This window comes from Microbacterium sp. ZOR0019 (genome assembly GCF_000800925.1).
Classification (GTDB): domain Bacteria; phylum Actinomycetota; class Actinomycetes; order Actinomycetales; family Microbacteriaceae; genus Microbacterium; species Microbacterium aurugineum.
The window spans coordinates 1-24021 of the sequence record NZ_JRKC01000047.1 but is presented as its reverse complement, the minus strand read 5'-3'; the positions used below and the strand labels follow the sequence as shown (position 1 = coordinate 24021).

Below are 24021 nucleotides of genomic sequence, written 5' to 3'. Positions count from 1 at the left end.
AAATGGTCCCATCCAGGCGCGAGATCGAACCAGTTGCGCGATTCGAAGGCGCCGTCCGCGACTACTCCTGCGGCGGGCCGGCAGGACGGTGCGCACGCCGGCCGGTCACGACAACCGGCCGACCAGCGCGCTCCTGACCCGGCAGCGGGCGGGAGCGGCGGCCGTAGATGAGCTCCGACGAGTCGAGCAGCCAGGGCACCAGCGTGATCGACACCCCGTGCACGAGCATCAGCTGGTTGGCGAGGCGGCGGGCCCGACGGTTGTGCAGGAACGACTCCCACCAGTGTCCGACGATGTACTGCGGCAGGTACACGGTCACCACCGAGGAGCCGTGCTTCTCGCGGTACTGCTTGATGAACTGGGTCACCGGCTGCGCGAACGACCGGTACGGCGACTCGACGATCACGAGCGGGATCGGCACGAGATGGTCGGCCCACTCCTGCTGCAGCTGGGCCGCGTCGTCGGACGCCACGGCCACGTGCACCGCCAGGGTCTTGCCGTGCTTGGCCGCGATCGCGTAGTCGATGGCCTTCACGACGGGCTTCTGCAGCCGGTTGACGAGGACGATCGCGAGGTCGCCGGTCGCCCCGAACTTGGTCGTGTCGTCGATCGCGATCTCGTGTTCGACGTCGCGGTAGTAACGCTTCACGCCCAGCATCAGGAAGGCCAGGACCGGGATCGCGAAGAACACCAGGTAGGCGCCGTGCGTGAACTTGGTGATCGTCACGATGACCAGCACGAGCACGGTCATCGCGGCGCCGGTCGAGTTGATGATGAGCCCGACCTTGGCCGAGCGGCGGTCCGATGCCGAGGCGCCGTCGATCCCGGAGGCGGCCCTGCTCTCGTCGGGTCCGCGGAGCACGCGTCGCCAGTGCCGGACCATGCCGATCTGTCCGAGCGAGAACGACACGAAGACCCCGATGATGTAGAGCTGGATGAGGGTCGTCAGCCGCGCCTGGAACACCACGAGAACGGCGATCGCGGCGATGCCGAGCAGGATCATGCCGTTCGAGAACACCAGGCGGTCACCGCGCGTGTTGAGCGACTTGGGGGCGTATCCGTCACGGGCCAGCACCGCGCCCAGCAGGGGGAAGCCGTTGAACGCGGTGTTCGCGGCGAGCAGCAGCACGCACGCGGTCGCCGCCTGCACGATGAAGAACGCGATGCTGCCGCCGCCGAACGTCGCCGCAGCGATCTGCGCCATCAGGCTCGGCTGGGGGGTCGAGCAGTCGAAGCCGATCAGGTCGCAGGGGTTCTCGGCATAGTGCACTCCGGCGATCAGGGCGAGAGCGGTCAGGCCGGCGAACAGGCAGATGGCGATCGACCCCATCAGCACGAGGGCCGACTGGGCGTTGCGCACCTTGGGAGCCCGGAACGCGGGGACACCGTTCGACACCGCCTCGACGCCGGTGAGGGCGGAGCATCCGCTGGAGAACGCACGGAGGATCAGCAGGATCACCGCGGCCTGACCGAGGTTCTCGGCCTGCACGGAGAAGTCGTGGCTCGAGGCCACCGGCGCATCGCCCAGGAACGTCCGGATCAGCCCGGTCACGATCATGATGCCGACCGAGCCGATGAACACGTACGTGGGGATGGCGAACACGAGCGACGCCTCACGCACGCCGCGCAGGTTCACGATGATGATGAGGATCACGAAGCCGACCGCGAGCTCGACGCGGAGCGGGTCGAGGCCGGGCGCGGCGGAGATGATGTTGTCGACACCGGAGGCGACCGACACGGCCACGGTCAGCACATAGTCGACCAGGAGGGCCGCGGCGACGATCACACCGGGGATCTCGCCGAGGTTCTTCGACGCGACCTCGTAGTCGCCGCCGCCCGACGGGTAGGCCTTGATCAGCTGTCGGTAGCTCAGGACGACGACGACCAGCAGCACCACGACCGCGATCGCGACCAGCGGCGTGAAGGAGAGGAACGTCAGTCCACCGATCAGCAGGATCATCACGAGTTCCTGCGGCGCGTAGGCCACCGAGCTCAACGCGTCGGACGCGAAGATCGGCAGTGCCATCCGCTTCGGGAGCAGTTGATCATCGACCTGCTGGCTCGTCAGCGGTTCGCCGATGAGGATGCGCTTGGCGAGCGGCGGAGTGTCCGCGCCCTCCCTGTTTTCGTCTGACACGTCGGGCGACACTACGCCTGCCGATGTCATCCTCCTGCGATCCTCACGGAATCCCTACGGCCGGACGCGCTGTCCTCACGGAATCCTTACGGCCCGCTCGGACGGCCCGCACGCGCCCTCGATTGATCGATGATCCACAGCCGTTTCCGATCACGAACGCGTAACGTCGGAAGCATGACGACCGTTCACGTCACCGAGGACACGATCAACCAGGCTCGCGAGCTGCGTGACGAGCTGCAGCGTTTCCTGCGCGAGTACGAGTTCGGGATGCGCGAGGTCGAGACGAAGATCTCCATCCTCCGTGACGAGTTCACGCACGACCATGCGTACAACCCGATCGAGCACGTGAAGAGCCGTCTCAAGTCGCCCGACAGCATCGTCGAGAAGCTCGCCCGCAAGGGGATCGACGAGCCGGACTTCGATCGGATCCGCGCGGAGATCACCGACATCGCGGGTGTGCGGGTCACCTGCAGCTTCGTCGCCGACGTTTACCGCCTGTTCGACCTCCTCACCGCGCAGGACGACATCACCGTGCGCACGGTCAAGGACTACATCGCGCAGCCGAAGGCCAACGGCTACAAGAGCCTGCACGCGATCATCGAGGTGCCGGTGTTCCTGTCGACCGGCGCGTTGTCGGTTCCGGTCGAGGTGCAGTTCCGCACGATAGCGATGGACTTCTGGGCGAGCCTCGAGCACAAGATCTACTACAAGTTCTCGAACCAGGTGCCCTCGCACCTCGTCGACAGCCTGTCCGATGCCGCCGATGCCGCCGCCGAGCTCGACAGCCGGATGGAGCGTCTGCACCGGGAGGCGCACGGGGTGCCGCAGCGCCGGCTCGCTCCGCCGCCTCCGCCCGTCGTCCCCGTCTGACCTCCGCCCACGGTCTGACCTCCGCCCACGGTCTGACCCTCCGCCCGCGGACGTTCACAACTCCGGAAGATCGGAGTGTCAGGCGAACGGCTCGCCCGTCGTGCCGTGCCTGACGTGTTTCTCTCCTGCCGATTTTCCGGAGTTATGAACGGGTCCGCGCGACCTCTTCCGCAGATCGTCAGATCCGATCGCGCCTCCGCTCCGAACAACGGGGGATGACGCCGGCGACCGGTGGAACAGGAGACGATCATGGTGCAACGCCGCAGCGGCAAGAGGTTCTTCGTCTGGGCCGCCCTCGCGGGCCTGATCGGGGGTGGCGTCTTCCTCGCCACGGCGGAGGTGTTCGCGCTTCTGTTCGCGCGCACCGCCAGCCCGATCCTCGCGGTCGGCGGCTTCGTGATCGACATCGTGCCCCAGCCCTTCAAGGAGTTCGCGATCGCCACCTTCGGCGAGTACGACAAGATCGCCCTGCTGGCGGGGCTCGGTCTTGCCGTCCTCATCGCCTCGGCGATCGCCGGGATCCTGCAGTTCGTGCGTCCGCCGCTCGGCGTGATCGCGCTCGTGATCGCGGGCGTGCTCTCGACCGCAGCGATCGTCACCCGCGCGGGCGTCGCGCCCCTCGCGTTCCTGCCCCCGGTCCTCGGCACCGTCGCGGGATCGTTCATCCTCGTGCTCCTGTGCCGCCGCCTGCGCGGGTGGAGAGACTCGTTCGCAGGCGCCAGGGAGGACGACCGTGCCACGGCGACCACGGATGATCCCCCGACCGATCTCGCCGAAGGAGAATCCGCCCGGCCCGGGATCGACCGTCGTCGGTTCTTCCTCCTCGCTGCCGTCGCCGGTGCGTCCGCGCTCGTCGTGGGAATCACCGCCCGCACGGTGAGCATGGCCGTGTCCTCGGTCGAAGCCGTCCGCAGTGCGCTCAAGCTCCCCTCTCCGAAGACCACGGTCACGGTGCCGCAGGGCGCCGAGCTGGACATCCCCGGACTCAGCAAGCTGTTCACCCCGAACAAGGACTTCTACCGGGTCGACACCGCCCTCACGGTTCCCTCGATCGACCCGGACACCTGGCGCCTGGTGATCGACGGCATGGTCGACCAGCGTGTGGAGATGAGCTTCCAGGACATCCTCGACATGGGCCTCGACGAGTATGCGATCACGCTCACGTGCGTGTCGAACGAGGTCGGCGGCGAACTCGTCGGCAACGCGAAGTGGCTGGGCGTGCCGTTGCGCGACGTGCTCAAGAAGGCGGGCGTCAAGTCCGGTGCCGACATGGTGCTCTCGCGCAGCGTCGACGGTTACACGGCGAGCACGCCGCTGTCGGCACTCACCGATGATGACCTCGACGCGATCCTGGCGGTCGGGATGAACGGCGAGCCGCTGCCGCTCGAACACGGTTTCCCCGTGCGGATGGTCGTGCCGGGACTCTACGGCTACGTGTCGGCGACCAAGTGGCTCACCGAGCTCAAGGTCACGACGTTCGCCGAGGACGAGGCGTACTGGACACCGCGCGGTTACAGCGCCGAGGCGCCGATCAAGTTCTCCTCCCGCGTCGACACCCCCAAGATCGGCGAGGCGGTGGATGCGGGGAAGATCCCGATCGCAGGCGTCGCCTGGGCGCAGTCGGTCGGCATCGAGCGCGTGGAGGTGAGCATCGACGACGGCGACTGGGTTGCGGCCACGCTGTCGACGCCGATCAACGATGACACCTGGGTGCAGTGGTTCATGGAATGGGATGCCACCCCCGGGACGCACTACGTCGCCGTGCGCGCCGTGAACAAGAACGGCGACCTGCAGATCCAGGAGCGCGCACCCATCGCGCCGAACGGATCGTCGGGCTGGCAGCGTTCGCTCGTCCGCGTCACCTGATACCGGTGCACGGTCATCGGCGCGGGCCTAGGGTGGGAGCCATGGGCCCGTACCCCGCACTCGTCATCACCGTCTCGGATCGATCGGCCTCCGGAGAGCGCGAGGATCGGGGCGGCCCGATCGCCGTGGGGTTGCTTCGTGACGCCGGGTGGCACTGCCCCGATGCCGAGGTCATCGCCGACGGAGCGGGTTCTGTGGCGGATGCCCTACGTCGGGCTGTTGCGCGCGGCATCCGGCTGGTCGTGACCACCGGCGGGACGGGCGTCGGACCCCGTGACCTGACGCCGGAGGGGACGCGTCGGGTGATCACCCGCGAGATCCCCGGGATCGCGGAGGAGCTGCGCCGCAGCGGACTCGCCGACACCCCGTTGTCGGTGCTGTCGCGCGGGCTCGCGGGCATCGTGGACCCCGACGGAATGCTCGTCGTGAACCTCCCCGGTTCGCCCCGAGCCGTCGCCTCCGGCGTGCCCGTGGTGCTCGGCGTCGCCGCGCACATCCTGGATCAAGTCGGAGGCGGAGACCACTCATGAACGACGTACGCATCGCAGCCGTGTCGGAAGAACTCCTCGATCTCGACGTCCATCTCACCGCGGTCGAAGATCCGCGCCTGGGAGCGGTGACGACGTTCGTCGGCCGGGTGCGCGACAACGACCCGGATGCGCAGACGCCCGTCGTCGGACTGGAGTACAGCGCGCACCCCGATGCGGAAGCCACGTTGCGGCGGATCGCGGAGGAGGCCGGCGCCGATGCTCCCGCTGTGGTGGCTGTGAGTCATCGCGTCGGACGCCTCGATGTGGGCGATGCCGCGGTGGTGATCGCGGTGGCCTCCGAGCACCGAGCCGAGGCGTTCGGGGTGTGCCGTGCGGTCATCGAGGCGATCAAGAGCGACCTCCCCGTGTGGAAGCGTCAGCTCGAGGTCGACGGCACCACGTCGTGGAAGGGCATCGGCGGCTGAGTCCTGCGCGTCATCGCCGTTCTCGACGCGTCACCTGCCGTTCTCGATGCGTCACCGCCGTTCTCGACGCGTCAGCTGCATGAGGTTCTGCTGTATGCAGGAGGAAACACCGGCAGACGGTCATGCAGGTGGCCGGCGGTCCTGCAGGTGGCGCGTGGTCAGCCGCCCGCGAAGGGCGGGAGGACGTCGATGAGCTCGGCGTCGTCGAGGGAGAGGTCGCCGTCGGTGCGGACGCCGTCGACGAGCACCGCGCAGCGCGGCAGGATGTCGGCCAGGGCCGGGTGCTCGGCGACGACGGCGGTGCGCAGCTCCAGGAGGGAGTGCTCGGCGCGCTCCTCCGCGTCGGTGCCTGCGGCCTCGGCGGCGGCGGCGAAGTAGCGCACGCGTGTCATCGGTCGGCTCCGGGGGCGGGCTCGCCGGGACGCACCCAGTCGCCGGAGCGGCCGCCGGACTTCGCCACGATGCGCACGTCCTCGATCGTGACCGCGCGGTCGACGCCCTTGATCATGTCGACGATCGCCAGGGCGGTGACCGAGACGGCAGTGAGCGCCTCCATCTCGACCCCGGTGCGGTCGGCGGTGCCCACGGTCGCCTCGATGCGCACGCCGTCGTCGTCGACGTCCAGCTCGATGCTCGCCCGGTGCACCCCGATCACGTGCGCGAGCGGCAGCAGGGAGGGCGTGGACTTGGCCGCCTGGATGCCGGCGATGCGCGCCACCGCGAGCACGTCGCCCTTCGGCACGGTGCCGTCGCGGAGGGCGGTGATCACGTCGGCGCTGCAGCGCACGAAACCGCGGGCGGTCGCGGTGCGCACGGTCGGCTGCTTCGCGGTCACATCGACCATGTGTGCACGGCCGCCGGCGTCAAGGTGGGGGAAGCTCATCCGACCAGCATGACATCGATCACATCGCCCACGGCCACGGACTCGACCTCCGCCGGGACGATAGCGAACGCGTGGGCACGCGCGAGTCCGCCCGCGAGATGTGATCCCGACCCGCCGGCGGTCGCCGGACGCACGGTGCGCGCCGCGAGGTTGACGACGGCCGGAAGGTACTGGCGGCGGCCGGGCGGGGGTGTCCAGGACGCATCGGCGGTGAAGGGCGAACGCGGGCGGTGGATGAGGGTGCGGCCCTGCATCGCGAGCAGGGCGGGGCGCACGAACACCTCGAACGACACCGCCACGCTGACGGGGTTCCCCGGGAGTCCGAACACCACGCATCCGTCATCGAGCACCCCGAAGGCCTGCGGCTTGCCCGGCTGCATGGATACCGCGCTGAACTCGACCTGTCCGCCGCCGTCGAAGGCCCCGCGCACCGGTTCGTAGGCTCCCGCGCTCACCCCGCCGGTGAAGACGATCACGTCGGCGCCGAGGTCTGCGGCTTCGGCCGTCACGGTCCTGACGGCGTCGGCCGCATCCGGAACGCGTGCGACCAGTACCACCTCGGCGTCGGCCTCGGCGACCAGCTGCGCGAGCAGGGGGCCGTTCGAGTCGGGGATGCGGCCGCGGGTGGGGGTCTCGCCCGGCGCGAGCAGCTCGCTCCCGGTCGACACCACGGCCACGCGCGGAGCCCGCGTCACCCACACCTCGGCGACACCGGCAGCGACCGCGGCCGCGAGTTGGAAGGGCCCCAGACGTTCCCCGGCGGGCACGACCTCGTCGCCGGCGTGCAGGTCGGCCCCGCGTCGGCGCACGAACACACCGGGCTTCGCCGGGGCACGCAGCACCGTCACCCCGTCGAGGGAATCGGCGAGCCCGCCGGCCGTGTCCTCGAAGGGCACGATCACGTCGGCGTCGGTGGGGGTGGGGGATCCGGTCATGATGCGGGCGGCTTCGCCGGACCCGAGCGGAGGATCGAGGGCCACTCCGGCGGGAAGGTCGGCGACCACGCGCAGGGTGACCGGATTCTCCTCGGAGGCCTCCGCGACGTCGGCACCGCGCACCGCGAACCCGTCCATCGCGGAGTTGTCGAAGAGGGGGATGTCGTGGGCGGCGACCGCGGGCGCGGCGAGCGTGCGTCCTGCGGCATCCGTCACCGGGAGAGCCTCGTTGCCGACCAGACGGATGGCGCCGAGCACACGGTCGAGCTGCTCCTCGACCGTACGACGGCCGGTCATGCGTGCACCACCGTCGAGGTCGTGGACGCCGGGCGGATCGCGATCTCGTGTTGGCGGGAGGTGAGCGCATCGATCATGGCGAGTCGTCCGAGCAGCGGTTCGCCGGCCCCGGTCACGAGCTTGATCACCTCACCCGCCAGCATTCCGCCGACCTGCACGCACAGCGCTCCGAGCACGCCGACCTGGGCGCAGCTGGGCGGTTCCCCCTCGGTGCCGGGCGGGAAGAGGTCGGCGAGCACGACCGGCTCGCCCGCCGGTGGGTCCGACCAGAACACGGTCGCCTGCGCATGCCACTCCTGCACCGCGCCCCAGACCAGGGGAAGTCCGAGCTCCTCGGCCGCCGCGGCCACATCACGGCGGGTCACGAAGGAATCGCTCGTGTCGACCACCACGTCGGCTCCCGCGAGCAGGCGTGCGGCGTTGGCCGTGTCGAGGCGTTCCGGCACCGGGGTCACGACGGTCTGCGGGGCGAGAGCCGTGATGGCTCGGGCGGCGGAGGCGGTCTTGGGCGTGCCGATGTCCTCCACGCGGTGCGCGAGCTGGCGCTGCAGGTTGGTCAGCTCCACGACGTCGTCGTCGATCACCGTGAGGCTGCCGATCCCTGCGGCGGCCAGGGCGAGGAGCACGGGGGAACCGAGTCCGCCCGCGCCGACGACCGTGACACGAGCGGCGTTGAGTCGGCGCTGACCTTCTTCGCCGATGCCGGAGAGCACCGCGTGCCGGGCCGTGCGGACGAGTTCTTCCGGGTCCAGCGCGGCGGCGGGGGCGACGAGGGGCTGCATGGGTTCAGCGTATGCCCCTGGTTCCGGCTTCGAGCGCATCGTCGACGACCGCGAACACCTCCGGATCCCAGGTGAGCGCCCGTTCCCATGGCAGGTCGAAGGCGTCCGCGAAGAAGATGCTGTGCACGTCGTCGTCGAAGCTACGGCGGACAGCACGCGGGAGGACCACGGTCGGCACGTCGTCTGCTCTGGCGCTCCGCTGCGAGACGAGCCCGTCGTGAGGCCACAGCTGGAGGGGCTCGGATGCGGCGCGGAAGTGCCCGGCTCCGATCGCGGTGACGGCGACCGTGTCGAGCACCCCGACCTGGGCCGCGTTCCACTCCCGCAGGAACCGTTTCGAGACCTGGTCGGCAGCGCCCTGCGAATTCTCGGCGGCGTAACTGCGCGATCTCTCCAGGATCTGGACGGTCCCCTCGTCGCCGTGGGCGTCGTCCACGGAGAGCTCGCCGGTGAGCACATCTCCCAGGAGTGATCCCTCCCACGGGGTGCCGAGAGTGATGAGTCGAGTCACCGACGGTCCGTCTCCCTGCAGATGGCGGATCGCCGCGCGGGAGAACAATCCGCCCATCGAATGCGCGACGAGGTCGATCTCGTCGAAGCCGTGTTCGTCGCCGAGCCATCGCAGGAATGCGCCCAAGCGGGCGCCGCCCTCGTCGATCCCACCGACCGCGTTGACGGTCACCTCTGCGGGCAGCACGACGGGCGCATCCGCGAAACCCTGCCATCCGGTGTCCTCCCGGACCTCGCCGTCTCCGATGCGGGCAGGTGCGGTGAAGACCGCAGCGCCACGCTCGAGCAGATGGGCGCGAAGGGCGGTGAGCGTGTTGCCAGCGGCGAGGCCGGACCCGCTGGCGCGGTGGGGATCCGTGAACGGTGTCACGGCGGCACCGCCCGAGACGAGAACGACAGCGTCCGCCATGATGTTCCTTCCGAAGGCCTACGCGGTCAGGATAGGGGAACGCGGCCCGCTCGGCAGAATCGGATCTATTCCTTCGATATCTCCGCATCTGCGGTAGATTCTTCGCATGCAGACCTACCGGATCGCCCGTGCCGCGCAGTTGCTCGGCGTGAGTGACGACACCGTCCGTCGCTGGATCGATCAGGGACTGCTTCCGGTGACGGATGCGACACCGGCCGAGATTCCCGGTGATGCCCTCGCGGCGCGCGCGGTCGAGCTCGCGGAGGAGGCGAGGAACGCCGGAGATGTGCTCTCCAGTGCGCGCAACCGCTTCGTCGGCATCGTCACGCGCGTGCAGGTCGAAGGCCTGATGGCGCAGGTCGACATCCAGTCCGGACCGCATCGTGTGGTGTCGCTGATGTCGTCCGAGGCGGCGCGGGATCTGCGGCTCGAGGTCGGCTCCCTCGCCACCGCTTCCGTCAAGGCGACCCAGGTCGTCGTCGAGATCCCGAACGGCTGACATGAACCGCCTGTTGCGCCGCTCCACGCTCGCTCTCCTCGCCGCTGCCTGCCTCGTGCTCACGGGCTGTGCGGGCACAGCTGAGGACACGTCCTCACCGTCGGGGGCCACGGATGGCGTGCGCGGAGAGCTCACGGTCTACGCCGCGGCATCCCTCGCCGGAGCCTTCGATGCGATCGGTGAGGCCTTCATGGCCGAGAACCCGGACGTGCGGTTCCGTCCGGTGTACGACGGTTCTTCGACGCTCGTCACGCAGATCCTCGAAGGTGCTCCCGCCGACGTGTTCGCTTCGGCCGACGAGGCGAACATGGAGAAGGCGGCGGACGTCGTGGCTGAGCCCGCGCTGTTGGCATCCAACACCCTGGTGATCGTGGTTCCGTCCGGAAACCCGGGTGACGTCGAGGCGCTGGCGGATCTCGCCGACGTCACCACCGTGCTGTGTGCGCCGGAGGTGCCGTGCGGTGCGGCTTCCGCGACGCTGCTGTCCGCGGCCGAGGTCACGGTCGACCCGGCGAGCCTCGAGCAGAACGTGACGGCCGTGCTCACGAAGGTCGCCGCGTCCGAAGCCGACGCCGGGCTCGTGTACGCCACCGATGTGATCGGCCGCGACGACGTCGAGGTGATCGTGCCGGACGGCGCCGACGAGGTCGTCAACCACTACCCGATCGCCGTGCTCTCCGATGCTCCGAACGCCACGGTGGCCGAGGCGTTCGTGGCGTTCGTGCGGTCGGATGCGGGGCGCAGCATCCTGGCCGACTTCGGCTTCGGAGCACCATGAGCGGGGGAGGTGACCGAGGGTACGCGCCCCGTGCACTCGCCGTACCCGCCCTGGTCGGCCTGGCGTTCCTGATCCTGCCGCTCACCGCGCTCGTCGCGCGCGTGCAGTGGTCGACGTTCCTCGCGGACGTGACCTCGGAGGCCGCGCTCTCCGCGCTCACTCTCTCGCTCGGTACCGGCCTGGTGGCCACGGTGCTGTGCATCCTGATCGGCGTACCGCTCGCGCTGTGGATCGCCCGCTCCGGGCCGCGGCTGGCTGCCGTACTCCGCGCCGTCGTCACGGTTCCGCTGGTGCTGCCGCCGATGGTGGGCGGTGTCGCGCTGCTGTACCTGTTCGGACGTGCGGGCTGGCTCGGTGGGCTCGGCCTGTCCTTCAGCACGCCCGCCGTCATCCTGGCACAGACGTTCGTCGCGCTGCCGTTCCTCGTGCTGGCCGTGGAGGGTGCGGTACGCACCTCGGGCGTGGACTACGAGCGCACGGCGGCGGCGCTCGGCGCCGGACGATGGACGATCCTGCGACGGATCACTCTGCCGTTGGCCGCGCCGGGCATCGTCGCGGGTGTCGTCCTGTGCTTCGCGCGGGCCATCGGCGAGTTCGGTGCGACGGCCCTGTTCGCAGGGAACCGGCCGGGCGTCACCCAGACCATGCCGCTCGCGATCTACACCGCGTTCAACGGGGCCGGAGTGTCGCAGGGCACGGCGGTCGCTCTCGCCCTGCTGCTGCTCGCCACGGCGATCGTCGTGCTGCTGCTCGTGCGCGGCTGGCGGCCGGGGGCGACGCGATGACCTCCTCGACGGGCCGGACTGTCGGCGGTGAGGGGCTCCGTGCGCACGTCGTGGTCGACCGTGAGCACTTCGCCGTCGACGTCTCGGTGCAGGTCTCGGTAGGGGAGACCGTCGCCATCATGGGACCGAGCGGCGCGGGCAAGTCGACTCTGTTGCAGGCGCTCGCGGGCCTCGAGCCGTTGACCGCCGGGGAGATCGAGGTCGCGGGACGCGTGGTCGACCGCGTGGCCACACCTCGTGTGCGGACAGCTCCCATGAACCGCGGCATCGTGCTGCTCGGGCAGGAGGCGCGGCTGTTCCCCCACCTGTCCGTGCGCGAGAACGTCGCCTTCGGTCCTCGTGCCGCCGGGCAGGACGTCCGGGCGGCACGAGACTCGGCCGATGAATGGCTCGCACGCGTCGGACTCCCGGGGGCGGGGGACCGCATGCCGCGCGAGCTCTCCGGTGGCGAGGGGCAGCGCGTCGCGGTCGCCCGAGCGCTCGCCGCGTCGCCGCGCGCCGTGCTGCTCGACGAACCGCTGGTCGCGCTCGATCCGGCGACGGCCGGCGACATCCGACAGATGCTGCGTGATCAGCTGGCGGGGATCACCACGATCGCGGTCACACACGATGCTGCGGATGCTGTCGCCCTCGCCGATCGGCTCCTGGTGATCGAGGCGGGGCGGGTCACGCAGCACGGACCTGTCCGCGAGGTGCTGTCGGCACCCGCTTCGGGCTTCATCGCTGCGATCGCAGGTGTCAACCGGCTGGTGGGCGTCGCCGCGGACGGGGGCTGGCGCGGGGGAGGTCTGCGTCTCGGAAGCACGGATGCCGAGTCGCTCGCGCTCGCCGCGGTCGATGGCTCACCGCTCGCCGCGGTGTTCCGTCCCGCCGCGGTGCGCATCGAGCGAGCTGACGACCCGCACGCGTGGGCCAGCCGGATCCTCCGACTCGAGCCCATCCTCACGGGTGTCCGCCTGCACACCGAGCACTGTCAGGTCGACACCTCGCTGGCGGACGCCGTCGACCTCGTGGTGGGCGACGAGGTGCACCTGCGCGTCGATCCTGCCGACGTGCGGTTCGTCCCGGCGTCCGTCGCCTCCGTCGCTCCCGTCGCGATATGACAGCCCTCACGCGCATATGGGCTGCCATATCGCGACGGGAACCTCATGTGTTTCGGCCCCGAGGGGGGAAGCGGCGGGTTAGTCTCGAACGATGACGGGGAGTGGCGGAGCGCGATGACGGCCGTGCCGGTGGTGATCGGTGTGCGCCCGCCGCACGCCGGTCCGACGGCGCAGAGCCCTGGCCACGCCGCCGCCGAAGCAGGTCTCGTCGACACGCACGGCCGGGTGCACCGGGATCTGCGCATCTCGCTCACCGACCGCTGCTCGCTGCGCTGCACGTACTGCATGCCGGAGCAGGGGAACGAGTGGCTCGCCCGCACGAGCATCCTCTCCACGGATGAGATCGTCGAGGTCGCCGAGGTGGCCGCCGCTCTCGGCATCCGCACGTTCCGCCTCACCGGTGGCGAACCGCTCCTGAGGGCCGACATCGTCGAGGTCGTGCGACGCGTCTCCCGCATCGAAGGCGAGGACGGACCCGTCGAGGTCGCCATGACGACCAACGGCATCAGCCTCGCCCAGAAACTGCCGGCGCTGATCGAGGCTGGACTCACACGCCTCAACATCAGCATCGACACGGTGAACCGTCAGCGCTTCGCCGACCTGACGCGCCGTGACCGCCTCGACGACGTGTTCGAGGGCATCGCGGCGGCTGCGGCCTCGGAGCTCCGTCCGCTCAAGCTCAATGCGGTCGCGATGCGCGGCGTCAACGACGACGAGCTGGTCGACCTCGTGGAGTTCGCGATGGGTGTGGGCGCGCAGCTGCGCTTCATCGAACAGATGCCGCTCGACGCCGGACACACCTGGGACCGGGCGTCCATGGTCACGCGCGAGGAGATCCTCGCGTCGCTGGGGGAGCGCTGGCATCTCGATCCGGTCGAGGGGCGTGGGGGAGCACCTGCAGAGAAGTGGCGGATCGACGGCGGACCGCACGAGGTCGGGGTGATCGCCTCGGTCACCGCTCCGTTCTGCGGTGCGTGCGACCGTCTGCGCCTGACCGCCGACGGCCAGCTGCGCAACTGCCTGTTCTCGAACGTCGAGTACGACCTCATCGAGGTGCTGCGCGGGGAGTCGGCCTCTGCACCGGGTGACCGCTCCGCCGGGATCGCCGAGATGCTGCGCTCCTGCGTGCACGGCAAGCTCCCGGGGCACGCGATCAACGACCCCTCATTCCTGCAACCGGCGCGCGGCATGAACGCGATCGGCGGCTGAGCCGACTGCGCTGCGGAGCGGCGGTGTGCGCAACTCCTCAGAGAACGCTCGTTCCGCGGGGCGAACGGGCCATACGAGCCGAGGCCGAACGATTCTGAGGAGTTGTGAACGCGCTCAGTCCAGGAACTCCCGGGCCGCGGCCGACAGGGCGGTCACGCCGACCTCGATCGTCGGGTGGATCTCGGGCGCGAAGAACGGCGAGTGGTTCGTCGGGATGTCCTGCTCGAGTCGACCCGCGGCGACCGCCTCGGCGAACCGCGCGGGGTCGACGCCGCCCCAGAACCAGAACACGAGCGGCACGCCGGCGTCGCGCGCGAACCAGGACACGTCCTCGCTGCCGGTGAACATGCCGGGGTCGATGACGGACGCCTCGCCGAGGGCCCGCTGGATCGCGGTCGTGACGCGGGCCGTGGCATCCTCATCGTTGATCGTGGCGGGCAGGGTGTGGTCGGTGCGGATCTCCGGCTCGCGCTCGGCCCCGGATGCGGTGGCCTCGGCCCGCACGATGCGCTCCACGCTCGCGAGCACCTTCTCGCGTGCTTCCTCGTTCGGGTAGCGCAGGCTGAGCTCGAGCTTCGCCTCGGCCGGGATGATGTTGTTCTTGAGTCCGGCGTGGATCGACCCGACCGTCACGACCGCGACGCCCTGCGGATCGATCTCGCGCGAGGCGATGGTCTGCAGGCGCATCACGGTCGCCGCGGCCATCACCACCGGGTCGATCGTGGCGTGCGGGCGCGAGCCGTGTCCGCCGCGGCCGTGCAGGGTCACGGTGAGCCCGTCGGAGGCGGCCATCTGCGTCCCGCTGCGCACCCCGACGATGCCGGCGGGGAGCGGGGTCACGTGCTGGCCGAGCACGATGTCGGGACGGGGGTAGCGGTCGAGGATGCCGTCGTCCAGCATGGCGCGCGCCCCGGCCCCGTACTCCTCGGCGGGCTGGATCAGCACGACGAGGGTTCCCGACCAGTCGGAGCGCTCCGCGACGAGCCTCTCCACAGCGCCGATCATGGCGGTGACGTGCATGTCGTGGCCACAGGCGTGCATGACGGGGACGGTGGTGCCCGCGGGGTCGACGCCCTTCGCGGTGCTCGCATACGAGAGGCCGGTCTGCTCCTCGACCGGGAGCGCGTCCATGTCGGCGCGCACCCACACGACGGGGCCGTCGCCGTTGCGGAGAAGGCCCACGACCCCGGCGACTCCGACGCCCTCCTCCACCTCGAGGCCGAGATCGCGCAGATGACGGGCGGCGATGCCCGCGGTGCGTGTCTCCTGGAAAGAGAGCTCGGGGTGCTGGTGCAGGTCGATGTAGAGCGCTTCGAGGTCGATCGTCATGGCCCGAGCCTAGTCGGGCGTGTCGGGGCCGTCAGCTGTCCGTGTCGTGCGCGTAGGTCTCCAGCTCCGGCCCGGGATGCAGCACGGCGTTGACGATGGCGCGGATCGCGAACTCGCTCGTCTCGCCGAGCTCCACGACCTCCGGATGCAGGAGCCACTGCAACTGCAGGCCGTCCATCACGGCCAGGATCGCGGCGGCCGCGTCGGCGATGCTGCGCGGATCGCTCACGCCCTCCTGGGCGCACAGCTCGTGGAAGGCGTCCGTCACCTCGCGGCGAAGCGTCGTGTAGCGCTCTTCGAAGAACGGGCGCGACGGATGGTCATCGGTCACGGATTCCGCGGAGAGCACCGTGTACGCCTGCACGATGCCGGGGCGCTTCGCATTCGTGAACGCGGTGCGCACGAGGTGCAGGAACAGCTCCGGTCCGCCGGGGATGTGCTTCTGCGCGAGCCCCGCCACGTCGTCCTGATCGCGGTAGGCGAGCACCTCGAGCAGCAGCTTCTGCTTCGACCCGAAGTGGTGGAGCACGCCGGCGTGCGTGATGCCGACCTGTTCCGCGACGTCGGCCAGTGTGCCGTTCGTCGATCCCTTGTTCCCGAAGATCTCGATGGCCGCCTTGAGGATCTGCTCGCGTTTCGCGAGCGTCGCCGGGCGCACGCGCACCGTCTGGTCGCTGTCTGCCATCGCCGTTCCTCCATTGCCGAGCCGTGCTTGCGATCCAACTTACTACTCGGTAACCTCACTGAAACTTACTTTCTCGACAGTAAGCGAATCACACCAGACCGGCGCAGCATCCTCCGCCGGTGCCGCAGCACAAAGACCGTGCCCAAGGAGAAGCAATGAAGCTCAGGAAATCTCTGATCGCGGCGACCGCGATCACCGCCCTCGGTATCTCGGCCCTCGCCGGATGCTCCGCAGGAGGAGGGGGCGACGAGTCCGGCAGCGGTGCCGGTTCCGCCTCGCTCACGATCGCGAAGCCCGACGGCGCGATCACCACCGAATCGAACAACCCCTACGTCGGCGACTCCTCCGCCTCGAAGTACGGCTACGGCAAGGTGATCTTCGAGACCCTCGCCCTCGTGAACCAGACCGGCGACCGTGGCGTCACCCCGTGGCTCGCCGACAGCCTGGAATGGAACGACGACTACACCGTGCTCACGGTCGTTCCCCGCGCCGACGTCACCTGGAGCGACGGCGAGCCCTTCACCGCCGACGACATCGTCTACTCCTACGAGCTCGCCTCCACCCCCGCCCTCGACACCGCGGGCCTCCAGCTCGACAGCGCTGCCGTCGACGGCGACAAGGTCGTGCTGACCTTCGCCGCGTCGAAGTACGTCAACCAGGCCCGCGCCCTGCACGTGCCGATCGTGCCGAAGCACATCTGGGAGAACCTCGACGACCCGGCCACCGACCCCGTCAAGGGCGACGACCTGGTGGGTACCGGACCCTACGTCCTCTCGAACTGGTCGACCGAGTCGGTCACCCTCGACGCCCGCGACGACTACTGGGGCGGCGAGCTGGCCGTTCCCGAGCTGCACTACGTCTCCTACGGCGACAACACGGCGCTGACCACCGCTCTCGCCAACGGAGACGCCGACTGGGCGCAGGCGTTCATCCCGCAGATCGAGGAGCAGTTCCTGTCGGTCGACCCCGAGCACAACAAGTTCTGGGCCGCTCCCACCACCGGTTCGGCGACGCTGTTCATGAACCTGCAGCAGAAGCCGTTCGACGACCCGGCCTTCCGCCAGGCGCTCGCCTGGGTGATCGACCGCGACGCCTACGTCGACATCGCCCGCGAGGGTGCCAGCGAGGCCGTGTGGTCGGTCACCGGCCTCTCGTCGATCCTCGAAGACGAGATCCAGCCCGAATTCACGGACGTGGACTACTCGGTCGATGCAGAGAAGGCCCGCGACCTGCTCGAGACCGCCGGCTACACGTGGAAGGACGACGCGCTGATCGACCCCGACGGCGCCCCCGTGTCGTTCACGCTGTCGGTGCCCTCGGGTTGGAGCGACTGGAACACCGCGCAGGAGCTCATCGCCGAAGACGTGACCGAGGCCATCGGCGCCGAGGTCAAGATCGACATGCCCGACTGGGGCGGCTGGGCCGATCCTCGCGACAACGGCACGTTCTCCGCGATCATCCACTGGCTCGAGGACAGCGGGACCGCCTACGGCCTCTACACCTCGACGATGGACCCGCGCTGGATCTCGGACGGCAAGGCCGGCTTCAACTTCGGTCGCTTCGACGACCCGGAGGCGACGGCTGCCCTGAACTCCTACGCGAACGCGTCGTCGGATGAGGAGCGCACCGCGGCACTCGACACGTTGCAGACGATCTTCGCTGAGCAGGTGCCGGCCATCCCGCTGGGGGCGCACCCGCTGCTGGGCGAGTTCAACACCCGCAACTACGTCGGATGGCCCTCGGAGGAGGACCCGTATGCGTCGGCCGACCCGACGCAGCAGAACATCGTGCAGATCCTCACGAAGCTGAAGCCCGCCGAGTAAGCACCGGGTGGGGAGCCCGGGTGAACGACCCCGGGCTCCCCTTCTCCGCCGACGAAAGACATCACCATGCCAGACCCTCTCCTCAGCGTGCGCGACTTCTCAGTCGTGTACGACGTCGATCCGCCCGTCGAGGCGGTGAAGAACGTGAACCTCGAACTGCAGCGCGGCGAGATCCTCGGTCTCGCCGGTGAGAGCGGGTGCGGCAAGACCACACTCGCCTACGGAGTCCAGCGCCTGTTGCGTGCGCCGGCCGTGATCACCGGCGGCAGCGTGACCTTCCACGATGCGACCGGTGTCGACATCGACATCGACGCGCTCGACGTGGACGCGATGCAGCGGTTCCGCTGGGACAAGGTGTCGATGGTGTTCCAGGGGGCGATGAACGCCCTGAACCCGGTCGCGACGATCGGCTCCCAGTTGGAAGACGTCTTCGAGATCCATCGCCCCGACATGAACCGCAGGCAGCGGCGTGCCGAGGCCGAGGAGCTGCTCGAGATCGTCAAGGTCGGGCGACAACGCATCCGCTCCTTCCCCCATGAGCTCTCCGGAGGCATGCGCCAGCGCGTCATGATCGCGATGGCCCTCGCGCTGCGTCCGCAGCTGATGGTCATGGATGAACCGACCACCGCCCTCGATGTGCTGGTGCAGCGCGAGATCCTCAGCCAGATCTCGCAGCTGCGGCACGAGTTCGGCTTCTCGGTGATCTTCATCACCCACGACCTCCCCCTTCTCCTGGAGATCAGCGACCGGATCGCGATCATGCGGGAGGGCGAGATCATCGAGCTCGCCACCGCCGAGCGCATCTGGACGCGGCCCGAGCACGACTACACGAAGACACTGCTGTCGTCGTTCCCCCGGTTGACCGGGGAGAGAGGGGTGCTGGTGCGATGACCACCCTCGAATTCCGGAACATCACGAAGACGTACAACGTCCGCGGTGCCGGCCAGCTCAAAGCGCTCGACGACGTGAGCTTCACGCTGACCTCCGGGCAGACGATCGGCCTGGTCGGTCAGTCCGGCAGCGGCAAGTCCACGATCGCGAAGATCCTCACCCAGCTCGAGACCCCGACCAGTGGACAGGTGCTGCTCGACGGCGTGCCGATCCCGCGCCGCGGCAAAGGGCTGCGGAAGTACCGGCAGCAGTTGCGCATGGTGTTCCAGGACCCGTTCGCCTCCCTCAACCCGTACCACTCGATCCGTTACCACCTGGAGCGGCCGATCCGCCTCGATGACGTGGTGCCCAAGGGGGAGACCGAAGCCGAGGTGCGCCGTCTGCTCAGCAGGGTCCGGCTCGACCCGGACACCGTGATCGACCGGCGTCCGCACGAGCTCTCCGGCGGACAGCGACAGCGGGTGGCCATCGCCCGTGCCCTCGCGTCCCGCCCTTCGCTCCTCGTCGCCGACGAGCCCGTGTCGATGCTCGACGTCTCGATCCGCCTCGGTGTGCTGAACCTGCTCGCCGACCTGCAACGTGAGGAGGGGCTCGGCGTGCTCTACATCACCCATGACCTCGCCACCGCCCGTCACTTCAGCGACGAGATCATGGTCCTCAATCAGGGCCGGGTCGTGGAGTACGGCGCCGCCGACGAGGTGATCCTCAACCCGCAGGATCCGTACACACGGGAGCTGCGCGCCGCGTCGCCCGACCCGGACAAACACTTCGCGACCTCGATGGGAGGTGCGCTGTGAGCGCCGCTCTCCCCCGGCTCGACGACGAGCTCGCGTCCCGCGACGCCCTCGAGGTCGGCACCACGGCGACCGTCGCGGAACGCGGACGCCGGAAGATCCCGTGGCGCTTCTTCGCCGGGCGTGCCGGTTTCTACCTGTTCACGCTCTGGGCGGCCATCACGATCAACTTCTTCCTCCCGCGCCTCATGAAGGGCGACGCGGTCAGCTCCTACCTCGCGCGCAACCGCAGCGTGAGCCCGGAGGCCGAGGAAGCGCTACGGATCCTGCTCGGCATCGACACCGACAAGTCGATCTGGCAGCAGTACCTCGAGTACTGGGGGATGCTGCTGCGCGGCGACCTCGGCATCTCGACGCTGCACGGGCTGAGGCCGGTCGCCGAGGTGCTCGCGTCGGCACTGCCGTGGACGCTGGGCCTGGTCGGCATCGCGACGATCATCTCCTTCACGATCGGCACGATCGCCGGTGCCGTCGTCGGATGGAAGCGCGGCAGCAGGCTCGACGCGATCATCCCCGTGACGACCTTCTTCAACACGATCCCCTACTTCTGGCTCGGGCTCATCGCGATCGCGATCTTCTCGTCGACCCTGAAGTGGTTCCCCTCCTCGCACGCCTACGACAAGGGGCAGTCCCCGGAATGGAGCTTCGACTTCATCGGCCAGGTGATCATGCACGGCACCCTGCCCGCCCTGACGATCGTGGTCGCCTCGCTCGGCGGATGGGTGCTCGGCATGCGCAACATGATGCTGACCGTGCTCGACGATGACTACATCACGGTGGCCCAGGCCAAGGGCATGCCCAACAAGCGCGTGCTGTGGGGCTATGCCGCCCGCAACGCGGTGCTGCCGCAGATCCAGAGCTTCGCGCTGTCGATCGGCTTCATCGTCGGCGGCACGATCGTGATGGAGATGGTCTTCAGCTATCCGGGCGTGGGCAAGCTCCTGCTCGATGCGACCAACGCCAAGGACTTCGCCCTCATGCAGGGCGTGTTCCTCGTGATCACCCTGTCGGTGCTCGTGGCCAACATCCTCGCGGATGTCGTCTACGCCTACCTCGATCCGCGCACCCGCCAGATGGAGTCCTGACATGACCGTTCCCACCACCACCGAGAGCACCGCGCCCGACGGGTCGGCCGTCGTCTCCGGCATGCCCGAGACCGCCACGCTGCGCACGCCGCCGGCCGCCGCGCCACCGCGCAAGACCTTCTGGTCGCAGCTGGGTCAGGCGTTCGCGATGTTCCGCAACCCCAAGTCGATCGCCGGGCTGATCATCCTCGGTGTGTTCGTGCTCGTCGCGATCCTCGCTCCGTGGATCGCCCCGTACGGACCGACCCAGAAGGATCGCACGGCGCTCCGGCAGCCCCCCTCGTGGGAGCACTGGCTGGGGACGACGCACATGGGCGAGGACGTGCTGAGCCAGATCATCTACGGCACGCGCGGCGTCATCGTCGTCGGCTTCCTCGCAGCCTTCATCGCCACGATCATCGCGATCACGATCGGGGTGATCGCCGGCTATGTGCGCGGCTGGAAGAGCGAATCGCTGTCGGCGCTGACCAACGTGTTCCTGGTGATCCCGGGTATCCCGCTCATCATCATCATCGCCTCGCAGTTCGACAACCCGCCGCTGATCGTGATCGCCGCCGTGCTCGGCATCACGGGCTGGGCATGGGGTGCGCGCGTGCTCCGTGCCCAGACGATGTCGCTGCGCAACCGTGACTTCATCCAGGCTGCCCGTGCCAACGGCGAGCCTCTGCGCCGGATCATCACGGTCGAGATGCTGCCCAACCTCATGGCCCTGATCGCTTCGAGCTTCGTCGGTACCGTGACCGCCGCGATCCTCGGTCTCACCACGCTGGCCTTCATCGGGGTGATCCCGGTGAGCAACCTGAACTGGGGGACCATCCTGTTCTGGGCCCAGCAGAACGGCGCCTTCCCGCGCCTGTGGTGGTGGTACGTGCCGGCCGGGCTCTGCATCGCCATCATCGGCGTCGCCCTCTCGCTCATCAACTTCGGCATCGACGAGTACGTCAACCCGCGCCTGCGTTCGGCGGGCGAGCGGGCCAGGGCCATGAAGAAGAAGGGGCTGAACGTGAACGACGCCGTCACGGCCGTCCGCAGCGTGCCCCTGCCGCAGAAGAACTCCGATCCCTCGCCGACCTCGACCCGGAACACCCCGTGATGACCTCTCAGACTCTGACCACCCAGCTCCCGTACCAGGACCCGGCGCTCTCGATCCCTGAACGTGTCGCCGACCTCCTCGGCCGTATGACGCTCGAGGAGAAGGTCGGGCAGATGCTGCAGCTCGACGCCCGCGACGACCTCGACGATCACGTCGCACGCCGCCACGCGGGCTCGATCCTGCACACCTCGCCCGAGCGGATCCTGCGCGCGAACCAGCTCACGGCGCAGACCCGCCTCCGCATCCCGCTGCTGGTGGGCGAGGACTGCATCCACGGGCACTCGTTCTGGCCCGGGGCGACGATCTATCCCACTCAGCTCGGCATGGCCGCGACGTGGGACCCCGATCTGCTCGAACGCGTGGCCCGTGCGACGGCCGAGGAGGTCGCGATCACCGGCATCCACTGGACGTTCTCGCCGGTGCTGTGCATCGCCCGCGACCTGCGGTGGGGCCGCATCAGCGAGACCTTCGGTGAGGATCCGTTCCTGATCGGGGAACTCGCCTCCGCGATGGTGCGCGGATACCAGGGGGAGGGGCTCGACGACCCCACGGCGATCCTCGCGACGGCCAAGCACTTCGCCGGATACTCCGAGACCCAGGGCGGACGCGATGCCAGCGAGGCCGACATCTCGCGGCGCAAGCTCCGCTCCTGGTTCCTGCCTCCGTTCGAGCGCGTCGCCCGCGAGGGCTGCCGCACCTTCATGCTCGGCTACCAGACCACCGACGGGGTGCCGATCACCACCAACGACTGGCTGCTCAGCGACGTCCTGCGCGGGGAGTGGGGGTACACCGGCACCCTCATCACGGACTGGGACAACGTCGGACGGATGGTGTGGGAGCAGCGGATCCAGCCCGACATCACGCATGCGGCCGCCGCAGCCGTGCGGGCCGGAAACGACATGATCATGACCACGCCGGGGTTCTACGAAGGTGCCCTGGACGCGGTCGCTGCGGGCATGCTCCCGGAGGACGCGTTCGATGCGGCCGCGGCGCGCATCCTCACCCTCAAGTTCGAGCTCGGTCTCTTCGAGAACCCGCGCCTCCCCGGCGCGGGGCTCGACGAGGTGGTCGGCAGCGCCGCGCACGCGGAGCTGAACCTGGAGACGGCACGCCGGTCGATCGTGCTGCTCGAGAACGACGGCCTCCTGCCGCTCGACGCCGCCGCCCCGGTGCGGGTGGCGGTGGTCGGTCCTCTGGCGGACGACGCGCAGACGCAGCTCGGCGACTGGGCCGGGGGATCGGGGCAAGCCGGGTGGCTCGACGGTCAGCCCCGCGAGATGATCACGACCGTGCTCGACGGACTGCGCGCGGTCGACGGCTGGACGGTCACGCATGCCCGGGGCGCGGACATCCTCACCCTTCAGGAAGACCCGCAGGGACCGTTCTTCCCCGACAAGCAGCCACGTCCGCCGGTCGTGCAGCCCTGCGCCCCGGATGCCGAGCTGATCGCCGAGGCCGTCGCCGCGGCAGCCGATGCGGACGTCGTCGTGGCCGTGGTGGGGGACCGGATCGAGCTCGTCGGCGAGGGTCGTTCCACCGCGACGCTGGAGCTCATCGGCGGGCAGAACGCCTTGATCGATGCGCTCATCGCGATGGGGAAGCCCGTCGTCGTGGTGCTGCTGGCCTCCAAGCCGCTCGTACTCCCGGCATCCGCGTCGAAGGCTGCCGCCGTGATCTGGGCGGCGAACCCCGGCATGCAGGGCGGGCGTGCGCTCGCCGAGATCATCTCCGGCGCGGTCGAGCCGTCGGGCCGCCTGCCCCTCTCGTTCGCCCGGCACGTGGGCCAGCAGCCGACGTACTACAACCAGATCCGCGGACAGCACGGCGACCGGTACGCCGACCTCACGCAGTCACCGACGTGGGCGTTCGGTGAGGGACTGTCGTACACGACCGTCGAGTACTCCGACCTGGAGCTCGAGGCGACCTCGCTGGTGGAGACGGACACGATCGTCGGTCATGTCACGGTGGCGAACACGGGCACACGGCCGGTGCGCGAGACCGTGCAGGTGTATGTGCGCGATGCGGTGACCAGCGTGAGCTGGACCGACAAGGAGCTCAAGGCCTATCGCCAGGTCGAGCTCGCGCCCGGGGAGTCCGCGCGCGTCCGTGTGGAGTTGCCGGTCGCCGACTGCACGATCGTGGATGCCGAGGGGGTCCGTCAGGTCGAGGCCGGCGCGTTCGAGCTGTTGGTCGGCCCCAGCTCGCGCGACGACGTGCTCCTCGCCGCGGACTTCGAGGTCGTGTAGTTCCTGGTTCCTGGTTCCTGGTTCCTGGTTCCTGGTTCCTGGTTCCTTCTCGCCGAG

Annotated in this window: 23 protein-coding genes; 15 read left to right on the top strand and 8 right to left on the bottom strand. The window is 69.2% G+C overall.

Going from position 1 to position 24021, the window contains the following annotated elements; translation table 11 throughout:
- Window positions 1–61: 61 nt before the first annotated feature.
- Window positions 62–2149 (bottom strand): APC family permease, encoded by a 2088-nt coding sequence (locus tag L978_RS10115; RefSeq protein WP_047522938.1) that lies wholly within the window; start codon window positions 2147–2149, stop codon window positions 62–64.
- A 162-nt stretch (window positions 2150–2311) separates the two neighbouring features.
- Here L978_RS10115 and L978_RS10110 point away from each other — a divergent pair, with 162 nt between their 5' ends.
- The 4 genes from L978_RS10110 to L978_RS10095 all read left to right on the top strand — a co-directional run bounded on the left by L978_RS10110 (window position 2312) and on the right by L978_RS10095 (window position 5828).
- A complete protein-coding gene (locus L978_RS10110) occupies window positions 2312–3007 on the top strand; it encodes a GTP pyrophosphokinase (protein WP_047522937.1) in 696 nt (231 codons plus the stop codon).
- Between the two features lie 249 nt (window positions 3008–3256).
- Window positions 3257–4873, top strand: a complete 1617-nt coding sequence (locus L978_RS10105; protein WP_047522936.1) for a molybdopterin-dependent oxidoreductase — start codon at window positions 3257–3259, stop codon at window positions 4871–4873.
- 41 nt (window positions 4874–4914) lie between these two features.
- Window positions 4915–5403: a MogA/MoaB family molybdenum cofactor biosynthesis protein gene (locus tag L978_RS10100; RefSeq protein ID WP_047522935.1), complete on the top strand. Its 489-nt coding sequence runs from the start codon at window positions 4915–4917 to the stop codon at window positions 5401–5403.
- Window positions 5400–5828, top strand: coding sequence for a molybdenum cofactor biosynthesis protein MoaE (locus L978_RS10095; RefSeq protein ID WP_047522934.1), 429 nt, complete (start codon window positions 5400–5402; stop codon window positions 5826–5828). The genes L978_RS10100 and L978_RS10095 overlap by 4 nt, the downstream gene beginning before the upstream one ends.
- A 158-nt stretch (window positions 5829–5986) precedes the next feature.
- On the opposite strand, the gene L978_RS10090 is transcribed toward L978_RS10095, so the two are convergent.
- The 5 genes from L978_RS10090 to L978_RS10070 are packed head-to-tail and all read right to left on the bottom strand — an operon-like array spanning window position 5987 to window position 9644.
- Window positions 5987–6220 carry a MoaD/ThiS family protein gene (locus L978_RS10090; protein WP_047522933.1) on the bottom strand — a complete coding sequence of 78 codons (234 nt, stop codon included), beginning with the start codon at window positions 6218–6220 and terminating at the stop codon, window positions 5987–5989.
- Window positions 6217–6711 carry a cyclic pyranopterin monophosphate synthase MoaC gene (gene moaC, locus L978_RS10085; protein ID WP_047522932.1) on the bottom strand — a complete coding sequence of 165 codons (495 nt, stop codon included), beginning with the start codon at window positions 6709–6711 and terminating at the stop codon, window positions 6217–6219. Before moaC ends, L978_RS10090 begins: the two co-directional genes overlap by 4 nt.
- Window positions 6708–7943 (bottom strand): molybdopterin molybdotransferase MoeA, encoded by a 1236-nt coding sequence (locus L978_RS10080; protein ID WP_047522931.1) that lies wholly within the window; start codon window positions 7941–7943, stop codon window positions 6708–6710. The genes moaC and L978_RS10080 overlap by 4 nt, the downstream gene beginning before the upstream one ends.
- The gene (locus tag L978_RS10075; RefSeq protein ID WP_047522930.1) at window positions 7940–8725 is read right to left on the bottom strand and encodes a HesA/MoeB/ThiF family protein; all 786 of its coding nucleotides are present in this window, start codon (window positions 8723–8725) and stop codon (window positions 7940–7942) included. Before L978_RS10075 ends, L978_RS10080 begins: the two co-directional genes overlap by 4 nt.
- A gap of 4 nt (window positions 8726–8729) precedes the next feature.
- Window positions 8730–9644, bottom strand: coding sequence for an esterase/lipase family protein (locus tag L978_RS10070; RefSeq protein ID WP_047522929.1), 915 nt, complete (start codon window positions 9642–9644; stop codon window positions 8730–8732).
- Between the two features lie 106 nt (window positions 9645–9750).
- Here L978_RS10070 and L978_RS10065 point away from each other — a divergent pair, with 106 nt between their 5' ends.
- From L978_RS10065 to moaA, 5 genes are all read left to right on the top strand, one after another.
- Complete coding sequence (locus tag L978_RS10065; RefSeq protein WP_047522928.1) at window positions 9751–10143, top strand: TOBE domain-containing protein; 393 nt, start codon at window positions 9751–9753, stop codon at window positions 10141–10143.
- Between the two features lies 1 nt (window position 10144).
- The gene (gene modA, locus L978_RS10060; RefSeq protein WP_047522927.1) at window positions 10145–10921 is read left to right on the top strand and encodes a molybdate ABC transporter substrate-binding protein; all 777 of its coding nucleotides are present in this window, start codon (window positions 10145–10147) and stop codon (window positions 10919–10921) included.
- Window positions 10918–11706 (top strand): molybdate ABC transporter permease subunit, encoded by a 789-nt coding sequence (modB, locus tag L978_RS10055; protein ID WP_047522926.1) that lies wholly within the window; start codon window positions 10918–10920, stop codon window positions 11704–11706. The genes modA and modB overlap by 4 nt, the downstream gene beginning before the upstream one ends.
- Complete coding sequence (locus tag L978_RS10050; protein ID WP_052193543.1) at window positions 11703–12809, top strand: ABC transporter ATP-binding protein; 1107 nt, start codon at window positions 11703–11705, stop codon at window positions 12807–12809. The genes modB and L978_RS10050 overlap by 4 nt, the downstream gene beginning before the upstream one ends.
- Window positions 12810–12923: 114 nt before the next feature.
- Window positions 12924–14018, top strand: coding sequence for a GTP 3',8-cyclase MoaA (moaA, locus tag L978_RS10045; RefSeq protein WP_047522925.1), 1095 nt, complete (start codon window positions 12924–12926; stop codon window positions 14016–14018).
- 114 nt (window positions 14019–14132) lie between these two features.
- On the opposite strand, the gene L978_RS10040 is transcribed toward moaA, so the two are convergent.
- A complete protein-coding gene (locus tag L978_RS10040; RefSeq protein ID WP_047522924.1) occupies window positions 14133–15347 on the bottom strand; it encodes an amidohydrolase in 1215 nt (404 codons plus the stop codon).
- A gap of 31 nt (window positions 15348–15378) precedes the next feature.
- The gene (locus tag L978_RS10035) at window positions 15379–16032 is read right to left on the bottom strand and encodes a TetR/AcrR family transcriptional regulator (protein ID WP_047522923.1); all 654 of its coding nucleotides are present in this window, start codon (window positions 16030–16032) and stop codon (window positions 15379–15381) included.
- A 155-nt stretch (window positions 16033–16187) separates the two neighbouring features.
- On the opposite strand from L978_RS10035, the gene L978_RS10030 reads away from it, so the two are divergent.
- From L978_RS10030 to L978_RS10005, 6 genes are all read left to right on the top strand, one after another.
- Complete coding sequence (locus L978_RS10030; protein WP_047522922.1) at window positions 16188–17855, top strand: ABC transporter substrate-binding protein; 1668 nt, start codon at window positions 16188–16190, stop codon at window positions 17853–17855.
- Between the two features lie 66 nt (window positions 17856–17921).
- Window positions 17922–18746, top strand: a complete 825-nt coding sequence (locus tag L978_RS10025) for an ABC transporter ATP-binding protein (RefSeq protein WP_047522921.1) — start codon at window positions 17922–17924, stop codon at window positions 18744–18746.
- On the top strand, window positions 18743–19543 hold the full coding sequence (locus L978_RS10020; RefSeq protein ID WP_047522920.1) for an ABC transporter ATP-binding protein: 801 nt from the start codon (window positions 18743–18745) through the stop codon (window positions 19541–19543). The genes L978_RS10025 and L978_RS10020 overlap by 4 nt, the downstream gene beginning before the upstream one ends.
- Complete coding sequence (locus L978_RS10015) at window positions 19540–20625, top strand: ABC transporter permease (RefSeq protein ID WP_047522919.1); 1086 nt, start codon at window positions 19540–19542, stop codon at window positions 20623–20625. The genes L978_RS10020 and L978_RS10015 overlap by 4 nt, the downstream gene beginning before the upstream one ends.
- Before the next feature lies 1 nt (window position 20626).
- Complete coding sequence (locus L978_RS10010) at window positions 20627–21718, top strand: ABC transporter permease (protein WP_197055643.1); 1092 nt, start codon at window positions 20627–20629, stop codon at window positions 21716–21718.
- Complete coding sequence (locus L978_RS10005; RefSeq protein ID WP_047522918.1) at window positions 21718–23964, top strand: glycoside hydrolase family 3 N-terminal domain-containing protein; 2247 nt, start codon at window positions 21718–21720, stop codon at window positions 23962–23964. The genes L978_RS10010 and L978_RS10005 overlap by 1 nt, the downstream gene beginning before the upstream one ends.
- Window positions 23965–24021 lie beyond the last annotated feature (57 nt).

What these genes read in the sequence shown, in the direction of transcription:
- L978_RS10030 (WP_047522922.1), top strand. Translation starts at nt 16,188, where the DNA reads ATGAAGCTCAGGAAATCTCTGATCGCGGCGACCGCGATCACCGCCCTC.
- L978_RS10105 (WP_047522936.1), top strand. Translation starts at nt 3,257, where the DNA reads ATGGTGCAACGCCGCAGCGGCAAGAGGTTCTTCGTCTGGGCCGCCCTC.
- L978_RS10090 (WP_047522933.1), bottom strand. Translation starts at nt 6,220, where the DNA reads ATGACACGCGTGCGCTACTTCGCCGCCGCCGCCGAGGCCGCAGGCACC.
- L978_RS10080 (WP_047522931.1), bottom strand. Translation starts at nt 7,943, where the DNA reads ATGACCGGCCGTCGTACGGTCGAGGAGCAGCTCGACCGTGTGCTCGGC.
- modB (WP_047522926.1), top strand. Translation starts at nt 10,918, where the DNA reads ATGAGCGGGGGAGGTGACCGAGGGTACGCGCCCCGTGCACTCGCCGTA.
- L978_RS10050 (WP_052193543.1), top strand. Translation starts at nt 11,703, where the DNA reads ATGACCTCCTCGACGGGCCGGACTGTCGGCGGTGAGGGGCTCCGTGCG.
- L978_RS10035 (WP_047522923.1), bottom strand. Translation starts at nt 16,032, where the DNA reads ATGGCAGACAGCGACCAGACGGTGCGCGTGCGCCCGGCGACGCTCGCG.
- L978_RS10110 (WP_047522937.1), top strand. Translation starts at nt 2,312, where the DNA reads ATGACGACCGTTCACGTCACCGAGGACACGATCAACCAGGCTCGCGAG.
- moaA (WP_047522925.1), top strand. Translation starts at nt 12,924, where the DNA reads ATGACGGCCGTGCCGGTGGTGATCGGTGTGCGCCCGCCGCACGCCGGT.
- L978_RS10020 (WP_047522920.1), top strand. Translation starts at nt 18,743, where the DNA reads ATGACCACCCTCGAATTCCGGAACATCACGAAGACGTACAACGTCCGC.
- L978_RS10100 (WP_047522935.1), top strand. Translation starts at nt 4,915, where the DNA reads ATGGGCCCGTACCCCGCACTCGTCATCACCGTCTCGGATCGATCGGCC.
- L978_RS10040 (WP_047522924.1), bottom strand. Translation starts at nt 15,347, where the DNA reads ATGACGATCGACCTCGAAGCGCTCTACATCGACCTGCACCAGCACCCC.
- L978_RS10065 (WP_047522928.1), top strand. Translation starts at nt 9,751, where the DNA reads ATGCAGACCTACCGGATCGCCCGTGCCGCGCAGTTGCTCGGCGTGAGT.
- L978_RS10070 (WP_047522929.1), bottom strand. Translation starts at nt 9,644, where the DNA reads ATGGCGGACGCTGTCGTTCTCGTCTCGGGCGGTGCCGCCGTGACACCG.
- L978_RS10095 (WP_047522934.1), top strand. Translation starts at nt 5,400, where the DNA reads ATGAACGACGTACGCATCGCAGCCGTGTCGGAAGAACTCCTCGATCTC.
- moaC (WP_047522932.1), bottom strand. Translation starts at nt 6,711, where the DNA reads ATGAGCTTCCCCCACCTTGACGCCGGCGGCCGTGCACACATGGTCGAT.
- L978_RS10010 (WP_197055643.1), top strand. Translation starts at nt 20,627, where the DNA reads ATGACCGTTCCCACCACCACCGAGAGCACCGCGCCCGACGGGTCGGCC.
- L978_RS10025 (WP_047522921.1), top strand. Translation starts at nt 17,922, where the DNA reads ATGCCAGACCCTCTCCTCAGCGTGCGCGACTTCTCAGTCGTGTACGAC.
- L978_RS10005 (WP_047522918.1), top strand. Translation starts at nt 21,718, where the DNA reads ATGACCTCTCAGACTCTGACCACCCAGCTCCCGTACCAGGACCCGGCG.
- modA (WP_047522927.1), top strand. Translation starts at nt 10,145, where the DNA reads ATGAACCGCCTGTTGCGCCGCTCCACGCTCGCTCTCCTCGCCGCTGCC.
- L978_RS10075 (WP_047522930.1), bottom strand. Translation starts at nt 8,725, where the DNA reads ATGCAGCCCCTCGTCGCCCCCGCCGCCGCGCTGGACCCGGAAGAACTC.